Below are 23,758 nucleotides of genomic sequence, written 5' to 3'. Positions count from 1 at the left end.
CAGCCCGGAGTTCGGAAATCCGTACGAAGGGTGATCCGGTCAGCCGACCAGGCTGTCGTCCAGCTCCTCGGTCAGGTTGGACTCGGTCCCGGGGATGCCCAGGTCCTGCGCCCGCTTGTCGGCCATGGCCAGCAGCCGGCGGATCCGGCCGGCCACCGCGTCCTTCGTCAGCGGCGGATCGGCGAGCGCGCCCAGCTCCTCCAGGGAGGCCTGCTTGTGCTCCATCCGGAGCCGGCCGGCCGCCGCGAGGTGCTCGGGCACCTCCTCGCCGAGGATCTCCAGGGCGCGCTGCACCCGGGCCCCGGCGGCGACCGCGGCACGCGCCGAACGGCGCAGGTTGGCGTCGTCGAAGTTGGCCAGGCGGTTGGCGGTGGCGCGGACCTCGCGCCGCATCCGCCGCTCCTCCCAGGCGAGCACCGACTCGTGCGCGCCGAGCCGGGTCAGCAGGGCGCCGATCGCGTCGCCGTCGCGGACGACGACCCGGTCCACTCCCCGCACCTCACGGGCCTTCGCCGCGATGGAGAGCCGGCGCGCCGCGCCGACCAGGGCGAGCGCCGCCTCGGGGCCGGGGCAGGTCACCTCCAGGGAGGAGGACCGGCCCGGCTCGGTCAGCGAGCCGTGCGCGAGGAACGCGCCCCGCCAGGCCGCCTCGGCGTCGCAGGTCGCGCCGGAGACCACCTGCGGGGGGAGGCCCCGGATGGGCCGGCCCCGGCCGTCGACCAGACCCGTCTGGCGGGCCAGCTGGTCGCCACCGGCGACGACCCGCACCACGAAGCGCGAGCCGCGCCGCAGCCCGCCGGGGGCCATGACGATGAGCTCCGAGCTGTGCCCGAAGATCTCCAGGATGTCCCGCTTGAGCCGGCGCGCCGCCATCGCGGTGTCCAGCTCCGCCTCGATCACGATGCGGCCGCTCACCAGGTGCAGCCCGCCCGCGAACCGCAGGATCGACGAGACCTCTGCCTTCCTGCAGCAGGTCCGGGTGACGGGAAGCCGGGAGATCTCGTCCTTCACCGCTGCCGTCATCGCCATGGGCCGATCCTTCCATGCATCCGAAAAATACGGTCGTACGCGGCGGCCAGCAGCTCCGGGTCATGCTTCGCGGAGCCGTCGGGCCCGGCCACCGGTGCCAGCTCGACCGCGGCGCCGAGCCGCTTGGCGGCATCGACGAGGGGCTCCCTCGCTGACACGTCGGGCACGGCGGCCTCGTCGGCCAGCACCACGTCCAGGGCGAGTTTAGGGGCGTGTCGTCCCAAAACCTCCAAATGACGCTGCGGGGAGAAGCCCTCGGTTTCTCCGGGCTGCGGCGCGAGGTTCAGCGAGAGCACCTTCCGGGCCTTCGTCTCGGCCAGCGCGTCGAGCAGTTCGGGCACGAGGAGGTGCGGGATCACCGAGGAGAACCAGGACCCCGGGCCGAGGACCACCCAGTCCGCGTCCAGGACCGCCTCGACCGCCTCCGGCACCGCCGGCGGGTCGTTCGGCACGAGGTGCACGGACTGCACCTCGCCCGGGGTGAGCGCCACGGTCGCCTGACCGCACACGGTGTCCACGTCGTCCGGGCGCTCCGGGTCGTGGCCCCTGACCAGGGCCTGGAGCTCCAGGGGTACGGCGGACATGGGCAGCACCCGGCCCTGGGCGCCGAGCAGCCGGCCCACCAGGTCGAGGGCCTGCACGGGGTCGCCGAGCTGCTCCCAGAGGGCGACGATCAGCAGGTTGCCGACGGCGTGGCCGTTGATCTCGCCCTTGGACTGGAAGCGGTGCTGGATGACCCGGGCCCAGGTCTGGCCCCAGTCGTCGTCGCCGCAGAGGGCCGCGAGCGCCTTGCGGAGGTCGCCCGGGGGCAGCACGCCCAGCTCCTCCCGGAGCCGGCCGCTGGAGCCCCCGTCGTCGGCGACGGTGACGACGGCGGTGAGGTCGCCGGTGATCCGGCGGAGGGCGGCGAGGGAGGCGGAGAGGCCCATCCCGCCGCCGAGCGCGACCACCTTCGGCTGGGCGCCGCGCCTGCGGAGCGTACGCCGCACCGAGAGGGTGGAGGCACGTCGACGGTAGGGCTTCACTCGCGCCCCATGTCCCGGTGCACGACGACGGTCTCGACCCCTTCGGCGGCGATCCGGGCGGCGAGCCGCTCGGCGGTGGCGACGGAGCGGTGCTTGCCGCCCGTGCAGCCGACCGCGATGGTCACGTACCGCTTGCCCTCGCGGCGGTAGCCCGCGGCGATCAGCTGGAGGAGCTCCGTGTAGCGGTCCAGGAACTCCTTGGCGCCGGGCTGGTTGTAGACGTAGTTCGACACCTCCTCGTTGAGGCCGGTGAAGGGGCGCAGCTCGGGGACCCAGTGCGGGTTCGGCAGGAAGCGCATGTCGACGACGAGGTCGGCGTCGACCGGCAGGCCGTACTTGAACCCGAAGGACATGACGGTGGCCCGCAGCTCGGGCTCCTCGTCCCCGGCGAACTGGGCGTCCATCTTGGCGCGCAGCTCGTGCACGTTCAGGCTGGAGGTGTCGATCACCAGGTCGGCGTCCCCGCGCAGCTCGCGCAGCAGGTCGCGCTCGGCGGCGATGCCGTCGGTGATGCGGCCGTCGCCCTGGAGCGGGTGCGGGCGGCGGACCGACTCGAAGCGCCGGACCAGGGCGTCGTCGGACGACTCCAGGAAGACGATCCGGCGGGTGACCTGCTTGGCGTCCAGGTCGGCGAGGGACTCCCGCAGGTTGTCGAAGAACTGCCGGCCGCGGACGTCCACGACGACGGCGATCCGGGCGACGTTGCCCTGGGAGCGGGCGCCGAGCTCCACCATGGTGGGGATCAGCGCGGGCGGCAGGTTGTCCACGACGAACCAGCCGAGGTCCTCCAGACACTTCGCCGCGGTGGACCGGCCGGCTCCGGACATGCCGGAGATGATCACCAGCTCCGGAATGGCCGCCTCGGCGCCGTTGTCGCCGGGGATCTCCTTCGTGCCCGTACTCACGTGTCCTGCTCCGTCTTCTCGGTCGTGCTGGTCTTGCGGTTCGTTCCGGTCCTGCTCGTGCGCGGTCATGCCGTGCCGCCCCCGTCGTCATCCATGATCTCTCCTGTCGCCGTGTTCACGGCGGGTCCGGCCGGGGCCGTCTGCGCGAGGGCCACGACGACCGCCTCCGCGGTCTTGCGGCCCATGCCGGGGATCTCGCAGATCTGCTCGATTGTCGCCTGCCGGAGCCGCTTCACCGAGCCGAAATGCTTGATCAACGCCTGTTTCCGCGTGTCACCGAGGCCGGGCACCGCGTCGAGGGGGCTGGTCCGGATGCGTTTGGTGCGCTTGGACCGCTGGTAGCGGATGGCGAAGTCGTGAGCCGTGTCACGTACCCGCTGGAGGAGGTACAGGCCCTCGCTGGAGCGGGGCAGGACCACCGGGTCGTCGTCACCGGGCAGCCACACCTCCTCCAGGCGCTTGGCCAGGCCGCACACCGCGATGTCGGTGATCCCGAGCTCGTCGAGGGCCCGCCGGGCCGCCGCCACCTGCGGCTGCCCGCCGTCCACCACGACGAGCTGGGGCGGGTACGCGAAGCGCTTGGGCCGGCCGCTCTCCTCCTCGTCCTCGACGACGCCCTCGGGGTCCCACTCCCCCGTCTTCTCCTTCTCCAGGAGGTAGCGGCGGAAGCGGCGGCTGATCACCTCGTGCATGGACCGCACGTCGTCCTGGCCCTCGCCGTGCCAGACCTGGGTGTCGCCGACGCGCCCCTTGATCTGGAAGCGGCGGTACTCGCTCTTGCGGGGCAGGCCGTCCTCGAAGACCACCATCGAGGCCACCACGTCGTCGCCCTGGAGGTGCGAGATGTCGAAGCACTCGATCCGCAGCGGCGCCGAGTCCAGGTCCAGCGCCTCGGCGATCTCCTCCAGGGCGCGGGAGCGGGTGGTCAGGTCGCTGGCGCGCTTCGTCTTGTGCAGGACGAGCGCCTGCTGGGCGTTGCGCGCGACGGTCTCCATCAGGTCCTTCTTGTCGCCGCGCTGCGGGATCCGCAGGGAGACGTTGGACCCGCGGCGGCCGGAGAGCCAGGCGGTGACGGCATCGACGTCCTCGGGCAGCGCCGGGACCAGGACCTCCTTGGGCACCGTGTCCCCGCTCTCCTCGCCGTAGAGCTGCTGGATCGCGTGCTCGACGAGCCCGGCCGTGTCCACCGCCTCGACCTTGTCGGTGACCCAGCCGCGCTGGCCGCGGACGCGGCCGCCGCGCACGTGGAAGATCTGCACCGCCGCCTCCAGCTCGTCCTCCGCGAGCGCGATCAGGTCGGCGTCCGTGGCGTCGGCGAGCACGACCGCGCTCTTCTCCATGGCCCGGCGCAGCGCCTCTATGTCGTCGCGGAGCCGCGCCGCCCTCTCGTACTCCATGTCCTCGGCCGCGAGCATCATCTGCTTCTCCAGCCGGCGGATGTACGTACCGGTGCGGCCGGCCATGAAGTCGCTGAACTCCTCGGCCAGTTCCCGGTGCTCCTCGGGGGTGACGCGGCCGACGCAGGGCGCCGAGCACTTCCCGATGTAGCCCAGGAGGCAGGGCCGCCCGGCGGACGCCGCGTTCCGGAAGACACCCGCGGAGCAGGTGCGCACCGGGAAGACCCGCAGCATCAGGTCGACGGTCTCGCGGATCGCCCACGCGTGCGCGTACGGCCCGAAGTAGCGGACGCCCTTCTTCTTCTGGCCGCGCAGGACCTGGACGCGGGGGAACTCCTCGTTCATCGTCACCGCGAGGTACGGGTAGCTCTTGTCGTCCCGGTACTTCACGTTGAACCGGGGGTCGTACTCCTTGATCCAGGAGTACTCCAGCTGGAGCGCCTCGACCTCGGTCGACACGACGGTCCACTCCACGGAGGCCGCGGTGGTGACCATGGTGGCCGTCCGCGGGTGCAGGCTCGTGATCGGCTGGAAGTAGTTGGCGAGCCGCTGGCGGAGGGACTTCGCCTTCCCCACGTAGATCACCCGGCGGTGCTCGTCGCGGAACTTGTAGACCCCCGGCGAGTCGGGGATCTGACCCGGCTTGGGGCGGTAGCTGGAGGGGTCGGCCATGCTCCCCACCCTACTGGCGGGCACCGACACTCCGGCCGCGCCCGCTCGTTGGCGGGGCATGGCGAATCGAGCGGTGGGACGGCTTGCGGACCGGGTCTGCGTGATCACGGGCGCGGCGAGCGGGATCGGGCGGGCCACGGCGGAGCGGTTCCTGCGGGAGGGCGCGCGCGTCGTCGCGGCCGACCTGGACGGCGACCGGCTGGCGACGCTGCCGGGGATCGTCCCGGTGGTCGGCGACGTGTCCCGCGCGGAGGACGCCCGGCGGATGGTCGCCACGGCGGTGGACCGCTTCGGGCGGCTGGACGTCCTGGTGGCGAACGCGGGGGTGATCCCGCTCCTCTCCGTCACCGAGGCGGAGGGCGCCGACTTCGACCGGGTGATGGCGGTGGACGGCCGGGGCATGTTCCTGACCTGCAAGTACGCGATCGAGGCGATGCTCGTGTCGGGCGGCGGGGCGATCGTCTGCACGTCGTCGATCTCGGGCGTGGCCGGACAGGCCCGGCAGGCGGTCTACGGCCCGGCGAAGTTCGTGGCCACGGGGCTGACGAAGCACCTGGCGGTGGAGTGGGCGGAGCACGGGATCCGGGTGAACGCGGTGGCCCCGGGCACGATCGAGACGGAACGGGTGGCGGCGGCCCGCGACGAACCGGGCGGCCCGGAGTACCTGGCGGAGGTGGCCCGCGGCCACCCGATGGGCCGCTTCGGCACGCCGGAGGAGGTGGCGTCGGCGATCGTCTTCCTGGCGTCGGAGGAGGCGTCCTTCATCACGGGCGCGATCCTCCCGGTGGACGGCGGCTACCTGGCCCGCTGACCCAGCCGGAAGAACGTGGCCTGCGGGCCTGTGACTGGCTGGCGGCCTGGCCGTGGGGGTCTCGGGCAGCGGGTCGCCTGGAAGCGGTCGCACCACACCGCGCCCTGCGGCGCCACCCCGGTGGGGCGGCTGGCTGTGATCAGGGGGCGGGCGCTCCAGCAGGGACGCCTGCCCCCAGCGGAACGGGAGGCCGACGGGGCGGGCACCATCCTGGGGACGAGTGCCCGCCCTGGGGGCGGAGCGGGTCAGAGCTCCCGGGTGGTGGCCCGGCGCCGCCGGACCGCCGCCACCGACACCAGCAGCAGGGCCAACCCGGCACCCGCCCCCGCCGACGCCACCGTCACCGTCGCCGTCGCCCCAGCCCCCGGCTCAGCCGCAGCCGCAGCCGCAGGCCCAGTCATGGGACCCGCCGCCGACGGGTCTGTCCCCGGCACGCCGTACCCCCCGGCCGTGCCCTTCTTCGCGTAGGCCGAGCCGGGGAGCTTGTCCCCGTACGCCCGGGCCACCCGCTCCCGGTAGCCGGCCAGACTCGTCCCGTTCCGGCCGACGGCCCGGACCGCGTCCTCGTCCAGCGGCAGCACCTTCGCCCCCTTCTGGACGTACCACGCGTCTATCTGCGGCTCGCGGAACACCAGTCCGCCGCCGCCCATCTCCGCGTACCGGACCTCGTCGTCGCCGGTGGCGATGTTGACGACCTGCCAGCCGCCGCCCGGCTGCTCGGCGGTCCACAGGGAGGCCTTCTGCCCGTCGGAGGAGACCGCCCTGCTGGCGCGGAACTCGACCCGGGCGACCGGTGCCCCCGGCTTCCCGGCGACGAAGTCCGGCGAGAGGATCCGCACCGGTACGGACCCGGCCTCGACCCGCGGCGCGGCCGCCGAGCGGGCGACGGCGCCGTCCCGGGCGAAGAACCGGGACAGGGTGGCGAGGGTGCCGGGCGCCGAGGCCGCCTGCTCGGCGGTGGGCGCGGTCTGCGCCGGCGGCAGCCCGTCGGCGCGGGCCGGCAGCGCGCCGAGCAGGACGAGGGCGGAGGCGGCGAGGAGCCCGGCTCCCGCGGCACGTGCGTTCATCCTCGTCACGCCCCTATCCGGTAGAGCGAGTGGGTCCAGGAGAAGGTGCTGTTGTTGACGTACCAGGCGTGCGAGGCCCAGTTGTAGCGGTTGCTGGACGGCCAGGGATCGCCCCAGTAGACCCAGCTGTCGGCGTCGTCGTAGCCGTAGATCACGTGCATGTGGCCACCGCCGCCGGCCCACTGGATGCGGGTCTCGACGGGCCGGTCGGCGTTGATCTCGGTCTGGACGGTGGAGTAGCGCAGCCATCCGGTGACGTAGGAGCCGGGGTTGACGCCGGCCCAGCTCAGTCCGGTCTGGACGTTGCCGAGGGTGGCCTGGTTGTTGGGGCAGTCGTAGCCCTGCTGGCGGTTGAAGGCGGCGTTGCAGAACTGGTTCTGGCTGTAGGCGCGGCCGAACCAGGTGGCGATGGTGTTGCCGCCGGCCGCCCAGCACCAGTTGGTCTTCTGCTGGGCCTGCATGGTGATGTTCAGCCGCTTGGAGCCGAGGGCGGCGGCGTCCTCGCCGGCGGGTGCCGCGGACGCCGAGGTGGTGGGGACGAGGAAGAGGGCTGCCGCGGCGAGTGCCGCGAGGTTCAGCTTTCTTCTGCGCATCGCGTTCCTCCCTGGAGCGGGGGGTGGGGATGTGGGGGGTTGTGTGTGGGGGGGGTGGGGGTGGGGGGTGGAGGAGCGCGTCCGGACGCTGGTCAGGAGCATCTGCCGTTGTCCGGATCCGGTCAACCCGCTTCAATGCGGAGTGACATCGGACTGTGAACGGTGTGACCCGGGTGTGAACGGACGCCCTCGGCCCACCTGCCCGCCCACCCCTCGCGGCGCGTCGGTCCGCTCCCCCGTCGTGAACGTTCACCGAGGAGTCCTCGTGAGCCACACCGAGGCCGATCTGGTGCAGCTCCTGCACACAGGCCCCTTCCATCTGGCCCTGCGCACCGCGCTGGCCGTGCGCGGGCTGCCGCTCCAGCGGGTCCAGCACCATCTCGCGCACCGGGGCGTCAAGGTCGGGGTGACGAGCCTGAGCTACTGGCAGCAGGGGGCCCGGCGCCCCCAGCGGCCGGAGTCGCTGAAGGCGGTCCGCGCTCTGGAGGAGGTGCTCCAGCTGCCGGGGAACTCGCTGCTCCGGCTCCTCACGGAGGACGCGGCCGCGCGGGCCGAGGTGGAGCGTCCGGCGGCCCGGTCGTACCGGTCGCTGGTGGAGGCGTCCGGGTCGGTCGAGGGGCTCCTCGCCGGTCTGGAGTCGCCGACGGACGGCGGGCTGCACACGGTGGGGCACCACGAACGGGTCCGGATCGGGGCCGGACGCGAGCTGGTCGGGCGGGAGTCGCAGCAGGTGGTCCGGGCGCATCGGGACGGTGTGGACCGCTATCTGGCCATCCACCACGGGGACGCGGGCTGCGATCCGTCGCGGGTCGCGGTGCGGGCGGCGGAGAACTGCCGGACCGGGCGGGTGCGCTGGGACGTGGGCACGGGGGTGGTCGTCGCGGAGCTGCTCTTCGACACGCGGCTGCGCGCCGGGGACACGTACCTCTTCTCGTACGGGTTCGAGGACGGTACGGGCGGGCCGAGCCGGGAGTACGTGCGGGGGTTCAGCTTCGCGGGCGGCCAGTACGTGCTGCAGGTGCGCTTCGACGAGGCGGCGCTGCCGGTGCGGTGCCGGCGGTTCGCGCAGGCGTCGGCGGGTGCACCGCGCGGCGGGCGCGCGGAACTGACGGTGAGCGGCCGCCACCGCACGGTGCACGTCGTGGAGCAGGGGGTGCGCCCGGGGATCCTGGGCATCGACTGGGACTGGGCCTGACCGGACGGATGCCGGCCGGGGCGGGTGGCGCGCGGGGCGGGGCGGGCGCCGCCAAGACGGGCCGGAGGCGGGCTCCGGGCCGGTGACGCGTGAGGCGGGTGCCGGCCCGCCCGGTGCCGGGCCGGGGGCGGGCGGGTGTCGCGCCCGGCAGCTCCCGGGCGGGTGCGCCGCCCGGTGTCCGGGGCCGGTCAGGCCTTGGGCGTGGCCTCGGGGCCCGCGATCAGCTCGCCGTTCTCGACGCGGATCGGGACGGCGGGAAGCGGGACGGTGGCCGGGCCCTTGAGCGCCTTGCCCGTGGTCACGTCGAAGCGGCTGCCGTGACAGGGGCAGTTGCCCTCGTTGTCCTCGATCTTGTCGAGGACACAGCCGGCGTGGGTGCACTGGGCGCTGAACGCCTTGTACTGCCCCTTGGCCGGGCAGCTCACCACGACCTTCTGCTCGCGGTAGAGCTTGGCGCCGCCGACGGGGATCTCGTCCGGGGCGCCGAGGGCGACCGGGGCGGTCGGGGTCGGGACCCCGGCGTGGCCGACCTTGGACTCGGTGGAGCAGGCGGCGACTCCCAGCCCGGCGGCACCGGCGAGAGCGGCGCCCTTCAGGACGGTGCGGCGGCTGGACTGGCCGGACATGGGTGCTCCACGGGGGGATCGGGGCAAGGTGTGCCGAACCGACGATACCGGCGTGGTGTCCGCCGCCGGAGGCCGGGCCCGGGCTCCGCACCGGTGCGCGGCGGATCAGCCGGGGGCCGGGTCCGGGACGGGGCAGGGCCCCCGCGGAGGGGGCCCTGCCAGGGATGTCAGGCCTTGCGGGCCCGGGTCGTCGCCTTCTTCGCGGCGGCCTTGGTGGCGGTCGCCTTCGTGGCCGTCTTCTTGGCGGCCGTCCCGCCCGCGGCGGTCGTCTTCGCGCCCGTGGTCGCCTTGGTCGCGGCGGCCTTCTTGGCGGGCGCCTTGGCCGGGGCCTTCTTCGCCGCGGTCTTCCTGGTCCCGCGGGCCGCCGGGACGGTCGCCCCGGAGTCGCTGACCCGGTCCGCGCCGAGGATCTCGCGGAGGAACTTGCCGGTGTGGCTGGCCGGGACCGAGGCGACCTCCTCGGGCGTGCCCTCGGCGACGACCAGGCCGCCGCCGCTGCCGCCCTCGGGGCCCATGTCGACGAGCCAGTCGGCGGTCTTGATGACATCGAGGTTGTGCTCGATGACGATCACCGAGTTCCCCTTGTCGACCAGTCCGGAGAGGACCTTGATCAGCTTGGAGATGTCCTCGAAGTGCAGACCGGTGGTCGGCTCGTCCAGGACGTAGACCGTGCGGCCGGTGGAGCGCTTCTGGAGCTCGGAGGCGAGCTTCACACGCTGCGCCTCGCCGCCCGAGAGGGTCGGCGCGGACTGGCCGAGCCGGACGTACCCGAGGCCGACCTCGTTGAGCGTGCGCAGGTGGCGCGCGATGGTCGGGACGGCCTCGAAGAAGTCCAGGGCCTCCTCGATCGGCATGTTCAGGACCTCGGCGATGGACTTGCCCTTGTAGTGGACCTCCAGGGTCTCCCGGTTGTACCGGTCGCCGTGGCAGACCTCGCACGGGACGTAGACGTCCGGGAGGAAGTTCATCTCGATCTTGATCGTGCCGTCGCCGGAGCAGTTCTCGCAGCGGCCGCCCTTGACGTTGAAGGAGAACCGGCCGGGCAGGTAGCCGCGGACCTTGGCCTCCATCGTCTCGGCGAAGAGCTTGCGGACGTGGTCGAAGACGCCGGTGTACGTCGCCGGGTTCGACCGCGGGGTGCGGCCGATCGGGGACTGGTCGACGTGCACGACCTTGTCCACGAGGTCGTCGCCGTCCACCCGGGTGTGCCGTCCGGGCACCGACTTGGCGCCGTTCAGCTCGCGCGCCAGGTGGGTGTAGAGGATGTCGTTGACCAGGGTGGACTTGCCCGATCCGGAGACGCCGGTGACGGCGGTGAGGACGCCGAGCGGGAACGAGACGTCGATGTCCTGCAGGTTGTTCTCGCGGGCGCCGTGCACGGTGAGGCGGCGGCCGGGGTCGACCGGGCGGCGGACGTCGGGCGTCGGGATCTCCCGGCGGCCCGAGAGGTACTGCCCGGTCATCGACTCCTCGTTGCCGAGGAGCTCCTTCAAGGTGCCGGAGTGGACGACCTTGCCGCCGTGCTCACCGGCGCCGGGGCCGATGTCGACGATCCAGTCGGCGACCTTGATCGTGTCCTCGTCGTGCTCGACGACGATGAGCGTGTTGCCCATGTCCCGGAGGCGTACGAGGGTCTCGATGAGCCGGTGGTTGTCGCGCTGGTGGAGGCCGATGGACGGCTCGTCGAGCACGTACAGCACGCCGACCAGGCCGGAGCCGATCTGGGTGGCGAGCCGGATGCGCTGGGCCTCGCCGCCGGAGAGGGTGCCCGCGGCGCGGTTGAGCGAGAGGTAGTCGAGGCCGACGTCGACGAGGAAGCGGAGCCGCTCGTTGACCTCCTTGAGGACCCGCTCGGCGATCTTCTTGTCCCGGGCGTTCAGCCTGAGGCGGGAGAGGAACTCGGCGCAGTCGCTGATCGACATCGCGGAGACCTCCGCGATGGACTTCTCCATGACCGTGACGGCGAGGACGATCGGCTTGAGGCGGGTGCCCTCGCAGGTGGGGCACGGGACCTCGCGCATGTAGCCCTCGAAGCGCTCGCGGCTGGAGTCGCTCTCGGCCTCGGTGTGCCGCCGCTTGACGAAGGAGACGGCGCCCTCGAAGGCCGGCGTCGTGTACGCCCGCTCGCGGCCGTACCGGTTGCGGTAGCGCACCTCGACCTGGGTCTTGTGGCCGTACATCAGGGCCTTCTTGGCGCGCTGCGGCAGGGCCGCGTACGGCAGGTCCGTGCGGAAGCCGAGGGCCTGCGACAGGCCGCCGATGAGCCGGCCGAAGTACTCCTTGGTGTGGCCGTGCGACCAGGGGTGGATCGCGCCGTCGTCGAGGGACTTGTCCTCGTCGGGGACGATCAGCTCCGGGTCGACCTCCATGCGGGTGCCGATGCCGGTGCAGTCGGGGCAGGCGCCGAACGGCGAGTTGAAGGAGAAGGAGCGCGGCTCCAGCTCCTCGAAGGACAGGTCGTCGTACGGGCAGTAGAGGTGCTCCGAGTACATCCGCTCGCGCTCGGGGTCGTCCTCGGCGAGGTCGACGAAGTCGAGCACGACCATGCCGCCGGAGAGACCGAGGGCGGTCTCGACGGAGTCGGTGAGGCGGCGCTTGGCGCTGTCCTTCACGGTGAGGCGGTCGACGACGACCTCGATCGTGTGCTTCTCCTGCTTCTTGAGCGTCGGCGGTTCGCTCAGCTGTACGGTCACGCCGTCCACGCGGGCGCGGCTGTAGCCCTTGGTCTGGAGGTCGGCGAAGAGGTCGACGAACTCGCCCTTGCGCTCGCGCACGAGCGGGGAGAGCACCTGGAAGCGGCTGCCCTCGGGGAGCTCCAGGACCTTGTCGACGATGGCCTGGGGCGACTGGCGGGAGATCGGCCGGTGGCACTCGGGACAGTGCGGCTTGCCGATGCGGGCGAAGAGCAGGCGGAGGTAGTCGTAGACCTCCGTGATGGTGCCGACCGTCGAGCGCGGGTTGCGCGAGGTCGACTTCTGGTCGATGGAGACCGCGGGCGACAGGCCTTCGATGAAGTCGACGTCCGGCTTGTCCATCTGGCCGAGGAACTGCCGGGCGTAGGAGGAGAGCGACTCGACGTAGCGGCGCTGCCCCTCGGCGAAGATCGTGTCGAACGCGAGGGAGGACTTGCCCGACCCCGAGAGTCCGGTGAAGACGATCAGGGAGTCGCGCGGGAGGTCGAGCGAGACGTTCTTGAGGTTGTGCTCACGAGCGCCACGGACGATGAGACGGTCGGCCACGCCGGTCCGCACCTTTCTTCAGAGAGCGGATGCTGCAGAGAGCGGGTGCCGCAGGACGAGTGCTGCGGCGAGCTGATGTGCCTGTCACACCCAACGCTTCAAGGATGCCGGATGCTTCCTTCGAGCCTATAGCACGCACATTCGATTTCCGGACTCGTGGAGACCTGTTCACCCGAACGAGTGGTGGTACCCGGCTGCCACTAAGGTCGGCGCCATGATCGACCACGAACGCGACCTCGCTCACGTCCGCGCAGCGACCGAAAGGCTGCTGGCGGCGGCCGCCTCCCTGGACAACGCCGCCGGGGCCGAGCCGTCACGGCTGCCCGGGTGGACCCGCGGCCACGTGCTCGCCCACGTCGCCCGGAACGCCGACGCCCTGGTGAACGTCCTCCGGGGCCTCCCGATGTACCCGGACGCCGCGACCCGGGACGCGGACATCAGGCGCGACTCCGGCCGCCCGCTCGACGTCCAGCTCGCCGACCTGCGCGCGACCGCGGACCGCTTCCAGGCCCTGGGCGCGGAGCCCGCCGACTGGAGCCGGACCGTCGAGCTCCGCAACGGGGTCCTCGACAGCGCCTCCCGGATCCCCTTCCGCCGCTGGGCCGAGGTCGACCTCCACCACGTCGACCTGGGCGTCGGCTACGAGCTGGAGGACCTGCCGGAGGAGTTCACCGCCCGCGAGACCGCCTTCCTCGCCGACCGCTTCGCCGGACTGGAGAGCGTCCCGGCGACGTCCCTCCGGACCGACGACGGACAGGAGTGGAAGACCGGCGGCACCTCCGGCGGGGTGACCGTCACGGGCCCGGCCGCCGACCTCCTCGGCTGGCTGGCCGGACGCCGCGACGGCGCGGCACTGCGGACCACGGGCGGCCCGCTGCCTAAGCTCCCCCCGCTCTAGGGGGCCTCCACGGCCTCCCGCTCTCCGCGGGCGGGACTAGTCTGAGCGCATGACGTACAGCGGAGTGGTGAAGGTCGGCGGGGCGGCGGACGTGCACGAGCTGACGGACCTGATGATCTCGAAGGTCGCGGTCGGCCCGATGGACAACAACGCGTACCTGCTGCGCTGCCGGGCCACCGGCGAGCAGCTGCTGATCGACGCGGCCAACGACACGGACACCCTCCTCACCCTGATCGGTGACGACGGCATCGCGTCCGTCGTCACCACCCACCGGCACGGGGACCACTGGCAGGCGCTCGCCGACGTGGTCGCCGCCACCGGCGCGGTGACGTACGCCGGCGCGTACGACGCGGAGGGCATCCCGGTCGCGACCGACGTGCCCGTCGAGGACGGGGACGTGATCCGGGTGGGCCGGGTCGAGCTGACCGCGCGCCGCCTGGTCGGGCACACCCCGGGGTCGATCGCCCTCGTCTACGACGACCCGCACGGCCACCCGCACGTCTTCACCGGCGACTGCCTCTTCCCCGGCGGGGTGGGCAACACCTGGAAGGACCCCGAGGCCTTCGCGAGCCTGATCCACGACGTGGAGACCAAGCTCTTCGCCGTCCTGCCCGACGAGTCCTGGATCTACCCGGGGCACGGCAAGGACACCACGCTCGGTGACGAGCGACCCTCGCTCCCCGTGTGGCGCGAGCGCGGCTGGTAGCCCCCGCGGAGGCGCCCGGACGCCGAGAGCGCGCGGCTGAGCAGCACCGCGCTTCCGCGCGCCCCCGTAACGCGGACGGCGGCGGGGTAGTTGGCGCGGCATGAGCTCCCGTAACGCTCCGTCGCCACCGGCTTCCCCGTCCTCCGCGGTTCCGCCCGTCCCGCCCCCGGCGCCCGCCCCTCCCCGGATGGGCCGGCTCGCCGCCGCCTCGCTCGTGGGCACCGCGATCGAGTTCTTCGACTTCTTCGTCTACGGGACGGCCGCCGCCCTCGTCCTGGGGCCGCTCTTCTTCCCGACCTTCTCGCCGCTCGCCGGCACCCTGGCCGCCTTCGGCACCTTCGCCGTCGGGTTCCTCTCCCGGCCGCTCGGCTCGGTCCTCTTCGGGCACGTCGGCGACCGGTACGGACGGCGCCCGGTCCTCTTCGCCTCGCTGCTCCTGACCGGCGTCGCCACGGTCGCGGTCGGCTGCGTGCCGACGTACGGGACGATCGGCATCGCCGCCCCGGTGCTGCTGCTCGTGCTCCGCTTCCTCCAGGGCCTGGGCCTCGGCGGCGAGTGGGGCGGGGCCGTGCTGCTCACCGCGGAGCACGCCCCCGAGCACCGGCGCGCCCTCTGGTCGAGCTTCCCGCAGATCGGCCCGTCGATCGGCTTCCTGCTGGCGAACGGGGTGATGCTGGCCCTCTCGGCCGGGCTGACCGACGCCGAGTTCCGCTCCTGGGGCTGGCGGGTGCCGTTCTGGGCGGCCGGTCTGCTCGCCGCGGCCGGCCTCCTGCTGCGCTCCTCGCTCACGGAGACGCCGCAGTTCGAGGAGCTGTCCGCGGCCGGGCGGACCGCGGGCGCGCCGCTGGCCGAGATCGCCCGTGACCACTGGCGGCTCGTGCTGCTGACGGCCGGGGCGCTGGCGGTCGGCTACGCCACCTTCTACGCGGTCTCCACCTGGGCGCTGGCCTACGGGACCGAGCGGCTCGGGGTGAGCAGCACGGTGATGCTGAGCTGCGTCATGGCGGCGGTCGCGATCAAGGGGGCGGTGACGCCGTTCGTCGCGGTCCTCGCCGACCGCTGGGGCCGTCGGCCGCTGTGCCTGGCGGGGTGCGCGGCCTCCGCGCTGTGGATGTTCCCGATGGTGGGCCTGCTGCACACGGCGCGCCCGTGGCTGATGTTCCTGGGCTTCCTGGGTGCGCTGCTGGCCTTCATCACGATGTTCGCGGTGGTGGCGGCGTACCTCCCGGAGCTGTACGAGCCCCGCGTCCGCTGTACGGGCGCCGCCGTCGGCTACAACCTCGCCGGGGTGCTGGGCGGCGCCCTGACCCCGATCGTGGCCACGTCCCTCTCGGGCGGCGGCTCGGGCCCGCCGTGGGGCGTCGCGGCCTATCTGACCGTGGTCGCCCTCGTCAGTCTCGGCTGTTTCGCGCTCCTCCCGGAGACCCTGCCGGCCAGGACGGTGCGGAGGGCGGATCCGGAGGCCGCCTCGGCCTGAGCGGGGAACGGCGACGGCCGGCCGGGGAGTCCCCGGCCGGCCGTCGCCGTGTGCGTGCCGCGTGTCGCGCGGGTCAGGCGCCGATGCTGTCCTTCTTGGCGTCGTCGACGCCCTCGCCACCGGCGGCCGCCTCGGCGGCCTCCCGCTCCGACTGCCTCTTCGAGGCGATCAGGCTGGTGATCGTGGTGATCACCAGGACGCCGCCGATGAAGGCGAGCGAGAACGGGATGCTGATCTCGGGGACGTGGACCCCGGACTCGTGCAGGGCGTGCAGCACGAGCTTCACGCCGATGAAGCCGAGGATCACCGACAGGCCGTAGCTGAGGTGGACCAGCTTCTTCAGCAGGCCGCCGATCAGGAAGTACAGCTGCCGCAGACCCATCAGGGCGAAGGCGTTGGCGGTGAAGACGATGTACGGGTCCTGGGTGAGGCCGAAGATCGCCGGGATGGAGTCGAGGGCGAAGAGGATGTCGGTGGTGCCGATCGCGAGCATGACGACCATCAGCGGGGTCATGATCCGCTTGCCGTTGTTCACGATGAACAGCTTGGTGCCGTGGTAGCGGTCGGCGACGCCGAACCTCTTCTCCACGCTCTTGAGGAGGCGGTTCTCCTCCCAGTCGTCCTCGTCCTCGTCGGCGCGGGCCTCCTGGATGAGCTTCCAGGCGGTGTAGATCAGGAACGCGCCGAAGATGTAGAAGACCCAGGAGAAGCTCGCGATGATCGCGGCGCCCGCGGCGATGAAGATCGTGCGGAGCACCAGGGCGATGACCACACCGACGAGCAGCACGCGCTGCTGGAGGTGTGAGGGCACCGCGAACTTCGCCATGATCAGGACGAAGACGAAGAGGTTGTCGACACTGAGCGACTTCTCGGTGATGTATCCGGCGAAGAACTCGCCGGACGCCTGGGCGTTGCCGAAGAAGAGTAGGCCGAGCCCGAAGATGACGGCCAGGACGATCCAGACGACGGTCCAGATCCCGGCTTCCTTGATCGACACGTCATGGGGCTTGCGCCCGATGAAGAAGTCGGCACCGATCAGGGCGGCGAGACCGAGAATGGTCACCACCCAGAGGGTCATTGAAACGTCCACTGCGCCTCCGGCGTCGTACGGCTACTGATCAGCGTCGTCGCTGCCGGAGGTCTCTTCCACCCGGGCGACGGACGATCGCCGCCGGGCCGACGCCCCGGGATCGGATCAGGATGATCCGTCCGTATTGACGGGTACGCCGCGCAATGGGGAGTACTCCCCTCCGCAGGAAGAAGAGTACCCGAAAGACCAAGAGAAGGTAAAGAGAAGGGTAAAGAGCCCCCAAGAGGCCAGGTCAGAAGGATCGGAACCGGCCCTGCCCCATGGGCCGTTCGGGCCTCCCGGGCCCTGGGGAGACGGTCAGGACCGGCCTCCTCGACGGGCGGCCGCCACCTGTCCGAGGACCTGCCGGAGCACCCCGCTGCCCCGCGGGGGCATCGGCGGCTCGTACGACCAGGCGTGGCCGACCCACGGATCGGCCAGGTGGTCGTCGGCGACGGGGGTGAGCCGGAGCAGCGAGCGCCACAGCGGGTCGAGGAGCGGCCCGTACGCGGACGCGTCCGCCCGGTCCGCGACCATCAGCAGATGGACGCCGACCGAGGGCCCCTCGTCCGCGAGGTACCGCAGGCGGGTGACCGCCCGGTCGTCGAAGCCGTGCGGGAAGTCGTGCACGAGCAGCAGTTGGCGGGCACCGTCCAGTCCCGGCGGCAGGGCGTCGGACGCACCCGCGCGCACCGCCATCTGCAGCAGGTCGACGCGCTCGGTCAGCTGCTCCAGGACGGCCGAGACCCCTGCCGCGCCCCGGGCCGGCGGGGCCGCGAGGACCCCCGACTCCACGAGCGGCGCGAGGGCCGCGGCACCCGCGCCGGCCGGGTCGACCACGTGCACGGTGAACGCGCCCGCGGGGTGCGCCGCGAGCAGCCGGGCCGCGTGCGCGACCGCGCAGTCCAGCGCGAGCCGGCGCAGTTCGGTCTCGTCGAGGAGGGCGGCGGCCTCGGAGTGGCCGCGGCCGCTGTCCACCCAGAGCCCCCGCTCCAGGGGCAGCCGGACGAGCATCGGGATCCGCAGGTCGGTCCGCTCGGGGAGGTGCAGGTCGCCGAGGCGGACGGCCATCGGCTCCTCGGCCGGGACGCGGTAGGCCTGCCAGACGGGGTTCTCCCAGCGGGCGAAGGCGACCGGCAGGGCCGGCTCGACGACCTCGGACTCGGCCACGAGCTGGGCGAGATCCCGGTCCAGGACCTCGCGCGCCCGCGCGACCAGCTCGTCGTGCCGGGCCCGCGCGGCGGCCCGCGCGGCGTCGTTGGCGCCGTCGGCGCGGGCACGGTAGTCGGAGAGCGTCTGGTCGAGCTCCCGATCGAGCCGGTTCTCGGCGAACTCGCAGGCGCTCCGGTACGCGGCGGCGGTCCTGGCCAGGTCCTCGAACATGCCCCACACCTGGTTGTACAGGCGCTCGTCCATGGACCAGCCCGACGCGTCCCCGGCGACCGGCGCGGGCGGCCCCGGCCGGGACTCCCGCTCCGGCTCGGGGGCGGCCGCGGGGCCGGGTGCCGGAGCGGTCCGGCGGCGCGGATGCGCGTAGTCGACGGGACCGCCGCCCGTCGTCGGCGCGGGCGCGTCCGGGACCGGCGGCGGGCTCACCGGGACGGTCGGAGCGGGGTCCGCGGCGGCCGGCGGCGCGGTGCTGTGCACCCGTTCCGCCCCGGGCGCGTGCTGCGCAGGAGCGGTCACCGGGGCCGGGGCGGGCACGACGGCCTCCAGGATCCGCGCGGCCAGCTCGGCGGGGTGCGGCACGCCCTGGTCGCCGAGGAGGGCGGCGAGCCCGCCCTCGTATCCCTGGCCCATGGCGCGGACCTTCCAGGCGCCCTGCCGGCGGTACAGCTCCAGGGCGACGACCGCGCACTCACTGTCGAGCCCGGTGATCGTGTAGGTGGCGATCTCGGTGCCGCCGGGGACGGCGACGGAGACGAAGGGAGCGGCGACCGATCCGAAGCGGGCGGCTCCCCCGGCGCGCGGGCCGGGCAGCGCGAGGAGCACCGAGACGCGGTGGACGGCGCCGGGCACGGCGTCCAGGTCGACGGTGAGGCGGTGGTCGGCGGCGGCCTGTCCCGGCACGTCGACGCCGGGCAGGGAGGGCGCTCCGGGGTGGGCGATCCACTCCGCGCCGGGGACCCGGCCCTGCTCGTCGCCGAGGGTGGCTCCGGCGAGGACCGGGTGACCGGCCGACACCCGGATCTCCAGTCGGGTGTCGGGCAGGGGGTGGTTCTGCCCCCGGACCAGCTCGGCCGTCATCGGCTCTGTCCCCTCAGCGTTCGGCGTTCGGCAGGTGCGGTTCATGCGGGACAGCTCCCGGGGGCCTGCTGCCTCCGGGAGCTGTGGACGGGTGCGGTGCGGTGCTGCCTACAGGTGCGGCAGGATCGCCGGCATCAGGTCCTGGAAGGTGCGGCCGTTGGCCGGGTTGCCCAGGGCGGTCATCTGCCAGCCGGAGCCGACCCGGTGCACCTTGGCCATGATCTGCGCGGTGTAGTTGCCGCCGCCGTCGAGGGTGTAGCGCGCGAGCTCCTGGCCGTTCGTCTCGTCGACGATGCGGCAGAAGGCGTTCTGCACCTCCTGGAACGTCTGGCCGGTGAAGGAGTTCACCGTGAAGACGATCTGGTCGATGTGGACCGGGACGCGCTGGAGGTCGACGAGGATCGCCTCGTCGTCCCCGCCCTGGCCCGCGCCGCCGACCAGGTTGTCGCCGGTGTGCTTGACCGAGCCGTCGTCGCTGACCAGGTGGCGGAAGAAGACCACGTCGACCGGCTGCTTGTCCGCGAAGAGGACGGCCGAGGCGTCCAGGTCGATCTCCTGGGTGCGCTTGCCGAAGAGACCGCGGCGCGGCGCGGCCTGCCAGCCGAGCCCCATCCGCACCTGGCTGAGGCTGCCCCCGTCCCGCTTCTCCAGGCTGATGGCCTGACCCTTGGTCATGTTGACCGACACGCGTCTGCCCCTCTCGTTGGCGTTCCCCGCGTCCGCTGTTCCGGTGCGTGCGGTTGCCGAGCACATTACGCAGCACCACTGACAGCGCGGGGGCGAGGTCCGGTTTTGTGTCGGTCTTGCAACACACCGGAGCGCCTGACGGGCGGACCGCCCCGCCCCCGCCGGACCCCGCGGGTCAGGCGAGCCCGGCCTCCTTCATCTGGCGCAACTCCTTCTTCAGCTCGCCCACTTCGTCGCGGAGCCGGGCGGCCACCTCGAACTGCAGCTCCGCCGCCGCGGCGCGCATCCGGTCGGTCATCTCCTCGATGATGGCGGCCAGTTCGGAGGCGGGCCGGTCGCCGAGCTCGACCGTCGAGCCGGTCTTGCCGCGGCCCTTCGCCCCGTGCGTGGCGAGCGAGGGGACGGGGGCCTTGGCGGCCTTGCCCTCCTTGCCCTGCCGGTAGCCGGTGCCGAGGAGTTCCTCGGTGTCGACCTCCTCGCGCGCGATGGTCGCGACGATGTCGTTGATCTTCTTGCGGAGCGGCTGCGGGTCGATGCCGTGCTCGGTGTTGTACGCGATCTGCTTCTCGCGGCGCCGGTTGGTCTCGTCGATGGCCTGCTCCATCGCCGGGGTGATCCGGTCCGCGTACATGTGGACCTGGCCCGAGACGTTCCGCGCGGCGCGGCCGATCGTCTGGATCAGGGAGGTGCCGGAGCGCAGGAAGCCCTGCTTGTCGGCGTCGAGGATGGCGACGAGGGAGACCTCGGGGAGGTCGAGGCCCTCGCGCAGGAGGTTGATGCCGACCAGGACGTCGTACTCCCCGGCGCGCAGTTCGCGCAGCAGCTCGATCCGGCGCAGGGTGTCGACGTCGCTATGCAGGTAGCGCACCTGGATGCCGAGCTCCAGGAAGTAGTCGGTGAGGTCCTCGGCCATCTTCTTGGTGAGGGTGGTGACGAGCACGCGCTCGTCGCGCTCGGTGCGCAGCCGGATCTCGTGGACAAGGTCGTCGATCTGGCCCTCGGTGGGCTTGACCACGACCTCGGGGTCGACGAGGCCCGTGGGGCGGATGATCTGCTCGACGAAGCCGTCTCCGCGGGAGAGCTCGTACGTCCCGGGGGTCGCGGAGAGGTAGACGGTCTGGCCGATGCGCTCCTGGAACTCCTCCCACTTCAGCGGGCGGTTGTCGAGGGCGGACGGGAGCCGGAAGCCGTGGTCGACCAGGGTGCGCTTGCGGGAGGCGTCGCCCTCGTACATGGCGCCGATCTGCGGCACGGTGACGTGCGACTCGTCGATGACGAGCAGGAAGTCCTCGGGGAAGTAGTCGATGAGGGTGTTGGGCGCGGAGCCCGGCTCGCGGCCGTCGAAGTGCATCGAGTAGTTCTCGATGCCGGAGCAGGAGCCGATCTGCCGCATCATCTCGATGTCGTAGGTGGTCCGCATGCGCAGGCGCTGGGACTCCAGGTGCTTGCCCTGCTTGTCGAGCTCGGCGAGGCGGCTCTCCAGCTCGCGCTCGATGTCGTTGACCGCGCGCTCCATGCGCTCGGGGCCGGCCACGTAGTGGCTGGCGGGGAACACGTACAGCTCGCGGTCCTCGCTGATGACCTCGCCGGTGAGCGGATGGAGGGTGGAGAGGGCCTCGATCTCGTCGCCGAACATCTCGATCCGGACGGCGAGCTCCTCGTAGACCGGGAAGATCTCGATGGTGTCGCCGCGGACCCGGAAGGTGCCGCGGGTGAACGCCAGGTCGTTGCGCGTGTACTGGATGTCGACGAAGCGGCGCAGCAGCTGGTCGCGGTCGAGCTCCTCGCCGACCTTGAGCGGGACCATCCGGTCCACGTACTCCTGGGGCGTGCCGAGGCCGTAGATGCAGGAGACGGAGGCGACCACGACGACGTCCCTGCGGGTGAGCAGGGAGTTCGTCGCGGAGTGCCGGAGGCGCTCCACCTCCTCGTTGATCGAGGAGTCCTTCTCGATGTACGTGTCCGACTGCGGCACGTACGCCTCGGGCTGGTAGTAGTCGTAGTACGAGACGAAGTACTCGACCGCGTTGTTCGGCAGGAGCTCGCGGAACTCGTTCGCCAGCTGGGCGGCCAGCGTCTTGTTCGGCGCCATCACCAGGGTGGGGCGCTGGAGCTTCTCGATCATCCACGCGGTGGTGGCGGACTTTCCGGTGCCGGTGGCACCGAGGAGGACGACGTCCTTCTCGCCCGCGCGGATACGCCGCTCCAGGTCGGCGATGGCCGTCGGCTGGTCGCCGCTGGGCTGGTAGGAGCTGACGACCTCGAAGGGCGCCACCGAACGTTCGATCTTGGAAACGGGCCGCATGCCACCACCGTACGACCCGGCACCGACAGTCGGGTGGTGATCGGCCCGGCGGCGGCCCTCCGTCACCAGTCCTGGGAGCGGTGGCCGCCCCGCGGGACGGTCCTGCGGGCGCCCCGCCCGGCTGGCCGGGCGGTCCAGTTGGCGGGCTCGCCGAAGGACGGGACGTGGCGCGGGGCGGGCACGCCGGGGCGGCGCGGGGTGCGGGCCGGGCCCTGCCAGTCCGGATCGCCCATCACGAGCAGCGGGTCGAACATGACGACGACGGCGGCGAGGATGAGGAAGACCGCCGGGCCGATCAGCATCGGCAGCAGCGAGGTGGCGGTGTCGCCGGTGCCCTCGACGGGGTCGGCGCCGTGCAGGTGCACGCTGACCGCCGCCATGGCGGTGTAGTGCATACCACTGACGGCGACGCCCATCACGAGGCTCGCACCGAGACTGGCCAGAAATCCATGGACGGAAACGGCCGCCCAGAGGGCCGTCGTGGCCGCGACGACGGCGATGACCACGGACGTCGCGACGGTGAGCGTGTCGTACTCGACGCGCCCCTGCAGACGCATCCCGGCCATGCCCAGGTAGTGCATGGTGGCCACACCGAGGCCGGTGATGGTGCCGCCGGTGACGAGGGTGAGGGCGGTCGCCCCCCGGTACCCGACGATGAAGATCCCGATGCCGACCATCAGGACGGCCACGCCCAGGCTGGCGAAGGTGATGGGCAGGTCGTAGCGGATGGGCGCCTCCTGGACCGAGAAGCCCATCATCGCGATGAAGTGCATGGTCCAGATGCCGCTGCCGATCGCGGTGGCGCCGAGGGCCAGCCAGCCCGCCTTGAAGCTGTCGCGGTGGCGGAGGGATCTCGTGGTGCAGCGCAGGCCCAGGGCGCCGCCCAGGCACGCCATGAGGAAGGCCGCCACCGGAGTGACGATCCCGTAGCTGAATCCGTCGACCGTGCCCTGCATGAGCGTCTGTCCTCCACCCCTGGTGCCACGTCGTCCGAAAACAGTCGGTACCGCTGGGTAGTACTACCGGGGCGAGATTATGGCGCGCCGCGCGCGTCACGACCATGTGACCGGGGAATTTCCGCTCGTGAGACCTGAGCGAGACCTCTTCGTGATCTTGCGGCCGGTTTCCGGGCCGGCTGTCGGTGCCGGGTCGTACCGTGGGCGGCATGGACATCGAAGCGTGGCCGGAGGGCGACGGGAGGGCCGTCCCCGTGGAGTGGGCGGTCATGGAGTGCGCCATCGGTCCGCTCTTCCTCGCCGCGACCGGGCGGGGGCTCGTCCGCGTGGAGTTCCACGCCGAGGCGGCGCGGCGGGACCGGATGCTCGACCGGCTGGCCACACGGCTGGGCGCCGAGCCGGTGGAGCGGGCCTCGGGGCTGCTCGCGGGTGCGGTCCGCGGGCTCGACCGCTACTTCGCGGGCGAGCCGGGCGATGTCGACCTGCCCCTGGACTGGAGTCTGACGGCCGGCTTCAACCGGGAGGTGCTGCGCGAGCTGGCGTCGTCCGTGCCGTACGGCACGGTCGTCGGTTACGGCGACCTGGCCGCGCGCGTGGGCCGGCCCGGGGCGGCGCAGGCGGTCGGCGCGGCGATGGGCTCCAATCCGCTGCCGGTCGTGGTGCCGTGCCACCGGGTGGTGGAGAGCGACGGCGGTCTCGGCGGCTTCGGGGGCGGCCTGGAGACCAAGCGGCAGCTGCTCGCGCTCGAAGGAGTGCTGCCGGCGACGCTGTTCTGAGCGGCTCTCCCGTCCGCAGTGGCTCGTCGCCCTCGGAGCAGCTCTTCCTCGCGATCCGTCCGGCGCGCGGCGCCCGGC

General features: G+C 72.4%; 19 protein-coding genes. 6 read left to right on the top strand and 13 right to left on the bottom strand.

Annotated features, from left to right (window positions below; all coding sequences use genetic code 11):
• Positions 1-39 precede the first annotated feature (39 nt).
• Genes whiA through uvrC form a run of 4 tightly spaced genes read right to left on the bottom strand, consistent with a single transcriptional unit; the run spans position 40 to position 5,028 of the window.
• Complete coding sequence (whiA, locus tag ACF09E_RS25755; protein WP_030205188.1) at positions 40-1,029, bottom strand: DNA-binding protein WhiA; 990 nt, start codon at positions 1,027-1,029, stop codon at positions 40-42.
• A complete protein-coding gene (yvcK, locus tag ACF09E_RS25750; RefSeq protein WP_388802818.1) occupies positions 1,020-2,162 on the bottom strand; it encodes a uridine diphosphate-N-acetylglucosamine-binding protein YvcK in 1,143 nt (380 codons plus the stop codon). Before yvcK ends, whiA begins: the two co-directional genes overlap by 10 nt.
• Positions 2,051-3,028, bottom strand: coding sequence for an RNase adapter RapZ (gene rapZ / locus ACF09E_RS25745; protein WP_361850040.1), 978 nt, complete (start codon positions 3,026-3,028; stop codon positions 2,051-2,053). The genes yvcK and rapZ overlap by 112 nt, the downstream gene beginning before the upstream one ends.
• Positions 3,025-5,028 (bottom strand): excinuclease ABC subunit UvrC, encoded by a 2,004-nt coding sequence (gene uvrC, locus ACF09E_RS25740; protein ID WP_392207412.1) that lies wholly within the window; start codon positions 5,026-5,028, stop codon positions 3,025-3,027. The genes rapZ and uvrC overlap by 4 nt, the downstream gene beginning before the upstream one ends.
• On the opposite strand from uvrC, the gene ACF09E_RS25735 reads away from it, so the two are divergent.
• Positions 5,027-5,839: an SDR family NAD(P)-dependent oxidoreductase gene (locus ACF09E_RS25735; protein WP_392207410.1), complete on the top strand. Its 813-nt coding sequence runs from the start codon at positions 5,027-5,029 to the stop codon at positions 5,837-5,839. The genes uvrC and ACF09E_RS25735 overlap by 2 nt on opposite strands.
• Positions 5,840-6,084: 245 nt before the next feature.
• Here ACF09E_RS25735 and ACF09E_RS25730 read toward each other — a convergent pair whose 3' ends face one another.
• Together ACF09E_RS25730 and ACF09E_RS25725 are read right to left on the bottom strand one after the other, a co-directional pair.
• Positions 6,085-6,915 (bottom strand): hypothetical protein, encoded by an 831-nt coding sequence (locus ACF09E_RS25730; RefSeq protein ID WP_392207408.1) that lies wholly within the window; start codon positions 6,913-6,915, stop codon positions 6,085-6,087.
• Positions 6,912-7,499, bottom strand: coding sequence for a papain-like cysteine protease family protein (locus ACF09E_RS25725; protein ID WP_388802536.1), 588 nt, complete (start codon positions 7,497-7,499; stop codon positions 6,912-6,914). The genes ACF09E_RS25730 and ACF09E_RS25725 overlap by 4 nt, the downstream gene beginning before the upstream one ends.
• A 265-nt stretch (positions 7,500-7,764) precedes the next feature.
• Between ACF09E_RS25725 and ACF09E_RS25720 the strand changes: the two genes are divergently transcribed.
• Positions 7,765-8,694 (top strand): hypothetical protein, encoded by a 930-nt coding sequence (locus ACF09E_RS25720; protein WP_392207406.1) that lies wholly within the window; start codon positions 7,765-7,767, stop codon positions 8,692-8,694.
• A 188-nt stretch (positions 8,695-8,882) separates the two neighbouring features.
• On the opposite strand, the gene ACF09E_RS25715 is transcribed toward ACF09E_RS25720, so the two are convergent.
• Together ACF09E_RS25715 and uvrA are read right to left on the bottom strand one after the other, a co-directional pair.
• Positions 8,883-9,320, bottom strand: a complete 438-nt coding sequence (locus ACF09E_RS25715) for a Rieske (2Fe-2S) protein (RefSeq protein WP_392207404.1) — start codon at positions 9,318-9,320, stop codon at positions 8,883-8,885.
• Between the two features lie 167 nt (positions 9,321-9,487).
• Positions 9,488-12,559 carry an excinuclease ABC subunit UvrA gene (uvrA, locus tag ACF09E_RS25710; RefSeq protein ID WP_392207402.1) on the bottom strand — a complete coding sequence of 1,024 codons (3,072 nt, stop codon included), beginning with the start codon at positions 12,557-12,559 and terminating at the stop codon, positions 9,488-9,490.
• A 214-nt stretch (positions 12,560-12,773) separates the two neighbouring features.
• Between uvrA and ACF09E_RS25705 the strand changes: the two genes are divergently transcribed.
• The 3 genes from ACF09E_RS25705 to ACF09E_RS25695 all read left to right on the top strand — a co-directional run bounded on the left by ACF09E_RS25705 (position 12,774) and on the right by ACF09E_RS25695 (position 15,640).
• Complete coding sequence (locus ACF09E_RS25705; RefSeq protein ID WP_392207400.1) at positions 12,774-13,457, top strand: maleylpyruvate isomerase family mycothiol-dependent enzyme; 684 nt, start codon at positions 12,774-12,776, stop codon at positions 13,455-13,457.
• Positions 13,458-13,506: 49 nt separating this feature from the next.
• Positions 13,507-14,163 (top strand): MBL fold metallo-hydrolase, encoded by a 657-nt coding sequence (locus tag ACF09E_RS25700; protein WP_361861454.1) that lies wholly within the window; start codon positions 13,507-13,509, stop codon positions 14,161-14,163.
• A gap of 187 nt (positions 14,164-14,350) precedes the next feature.
• A complete protein-coding gene (locus ACF09E_RS25695) occupies positions 14,351-15,640 on the top strand; it encodes an MFS transporter (protein ID WP_392207398.1) in 1,290 nt (429 codons plus the stop codon).
• A 73-nt stretch (positions 15,641-15,713) separates the two neighbouring features.
• Here ACF09E_RS25695 and ACF09E_RS25690 read toward each other — a convergent pair whose 3' ends face one another.
• The 5 genes from ACF09E_RS25690 to ACF09E_RS25670 form a co-directional block, all read right to left on the bottom strand.
• On the bottom strand, positions 15,714-16,718 hold the full coding sequence (locus ACF09E_RS25690; RefSeq protein ID WP_361863300.1) for a TerC family protein: 1,005 nt from the start codon (positions 16,716-16,718) through the stop codon (positions 15,714-15,716).
• Positions 16,719-17,027: 309 nt separating this feature from the next.
• Entirely contained in the window at positions 17,028-18,956 is a 1,929-nt protein-coding gene (locus ACF09E_RS25685) for a TerD family protein (RefSeq protein ID WP_392207395.1), read from the bottom strand.
• A 108-nt stretch (positions 18,957-19,064) separates the two neighbouring features.
• Positions 19,065-19,643 carry a TerD family protein gene (locus ACF09E_RS25680; protein WP_361860594.1) on the bottom strand — a complete coding sequence of 193 codons (579 nt, stop codon included), beginning with the start codon at positions 19,641-19,643 and terminating at the stop codon, positions 19,065-19,067.
• A gap of 175 nt (positions 19,644-19,818) precedes the next feature.
• A complete protein-coding gene (uvrB, locus tag ACF09E_RS25675) occupies positions 19,819-21,948 on the bottom strand; it encodes an excinuclease ABC subunit UvrB (protein WP_392207393.1) in 2,130 nt (709 codons plus the stop codon).
• A 62-nt stretch (positions 21,949-22,010) separates the two neighbouring features.
• Positions 22,011-22,904 (bottom strand): MHYT domain-containing protein, encoded by an 894-nt coding sequence (locus tag ACF09E_RS25670; protein ID WP_392207391.1) that lies wholly within the window; start codon positions 22,902-22,904, stop codon positions 22,011-22,013.
• Between the two features lie 209 nt (positions 22,905-23,113).
• Here ACF09E_RS25670 and ACF09E_RS25665 point away from each other — a divergent pair, with 209 nt between their 5' ends.
• A complete protein-coding gene (locus tag ACF09E_RS25665; RefSeq protein WP_392207389.1) occupies positions 23,114-23,680 on the top strand; it encodes a methylated-DNA--[protein]-cysteine S-methyltransferase in 567 nt (188 codons plus the stop codon).
• Positions 23,681-23,758: the final 78 nt, after the last annotated feature.

Origin of the sequence: Streptomyces sp. NPDC014891, assembly GCF_043081085.1 — a bacterium.
Classification (GTDB): domain Bacteria; phylum Actinomycetota; class Actinomycetes; order Streptomycetales; family Streptomycetaceae; genus Streptomyces.
The sequence above is the reverse complement of the archived record's forward strand: the minus strand, read 5'-3'. Positions and strand labels throughout refer to the sequence as shown.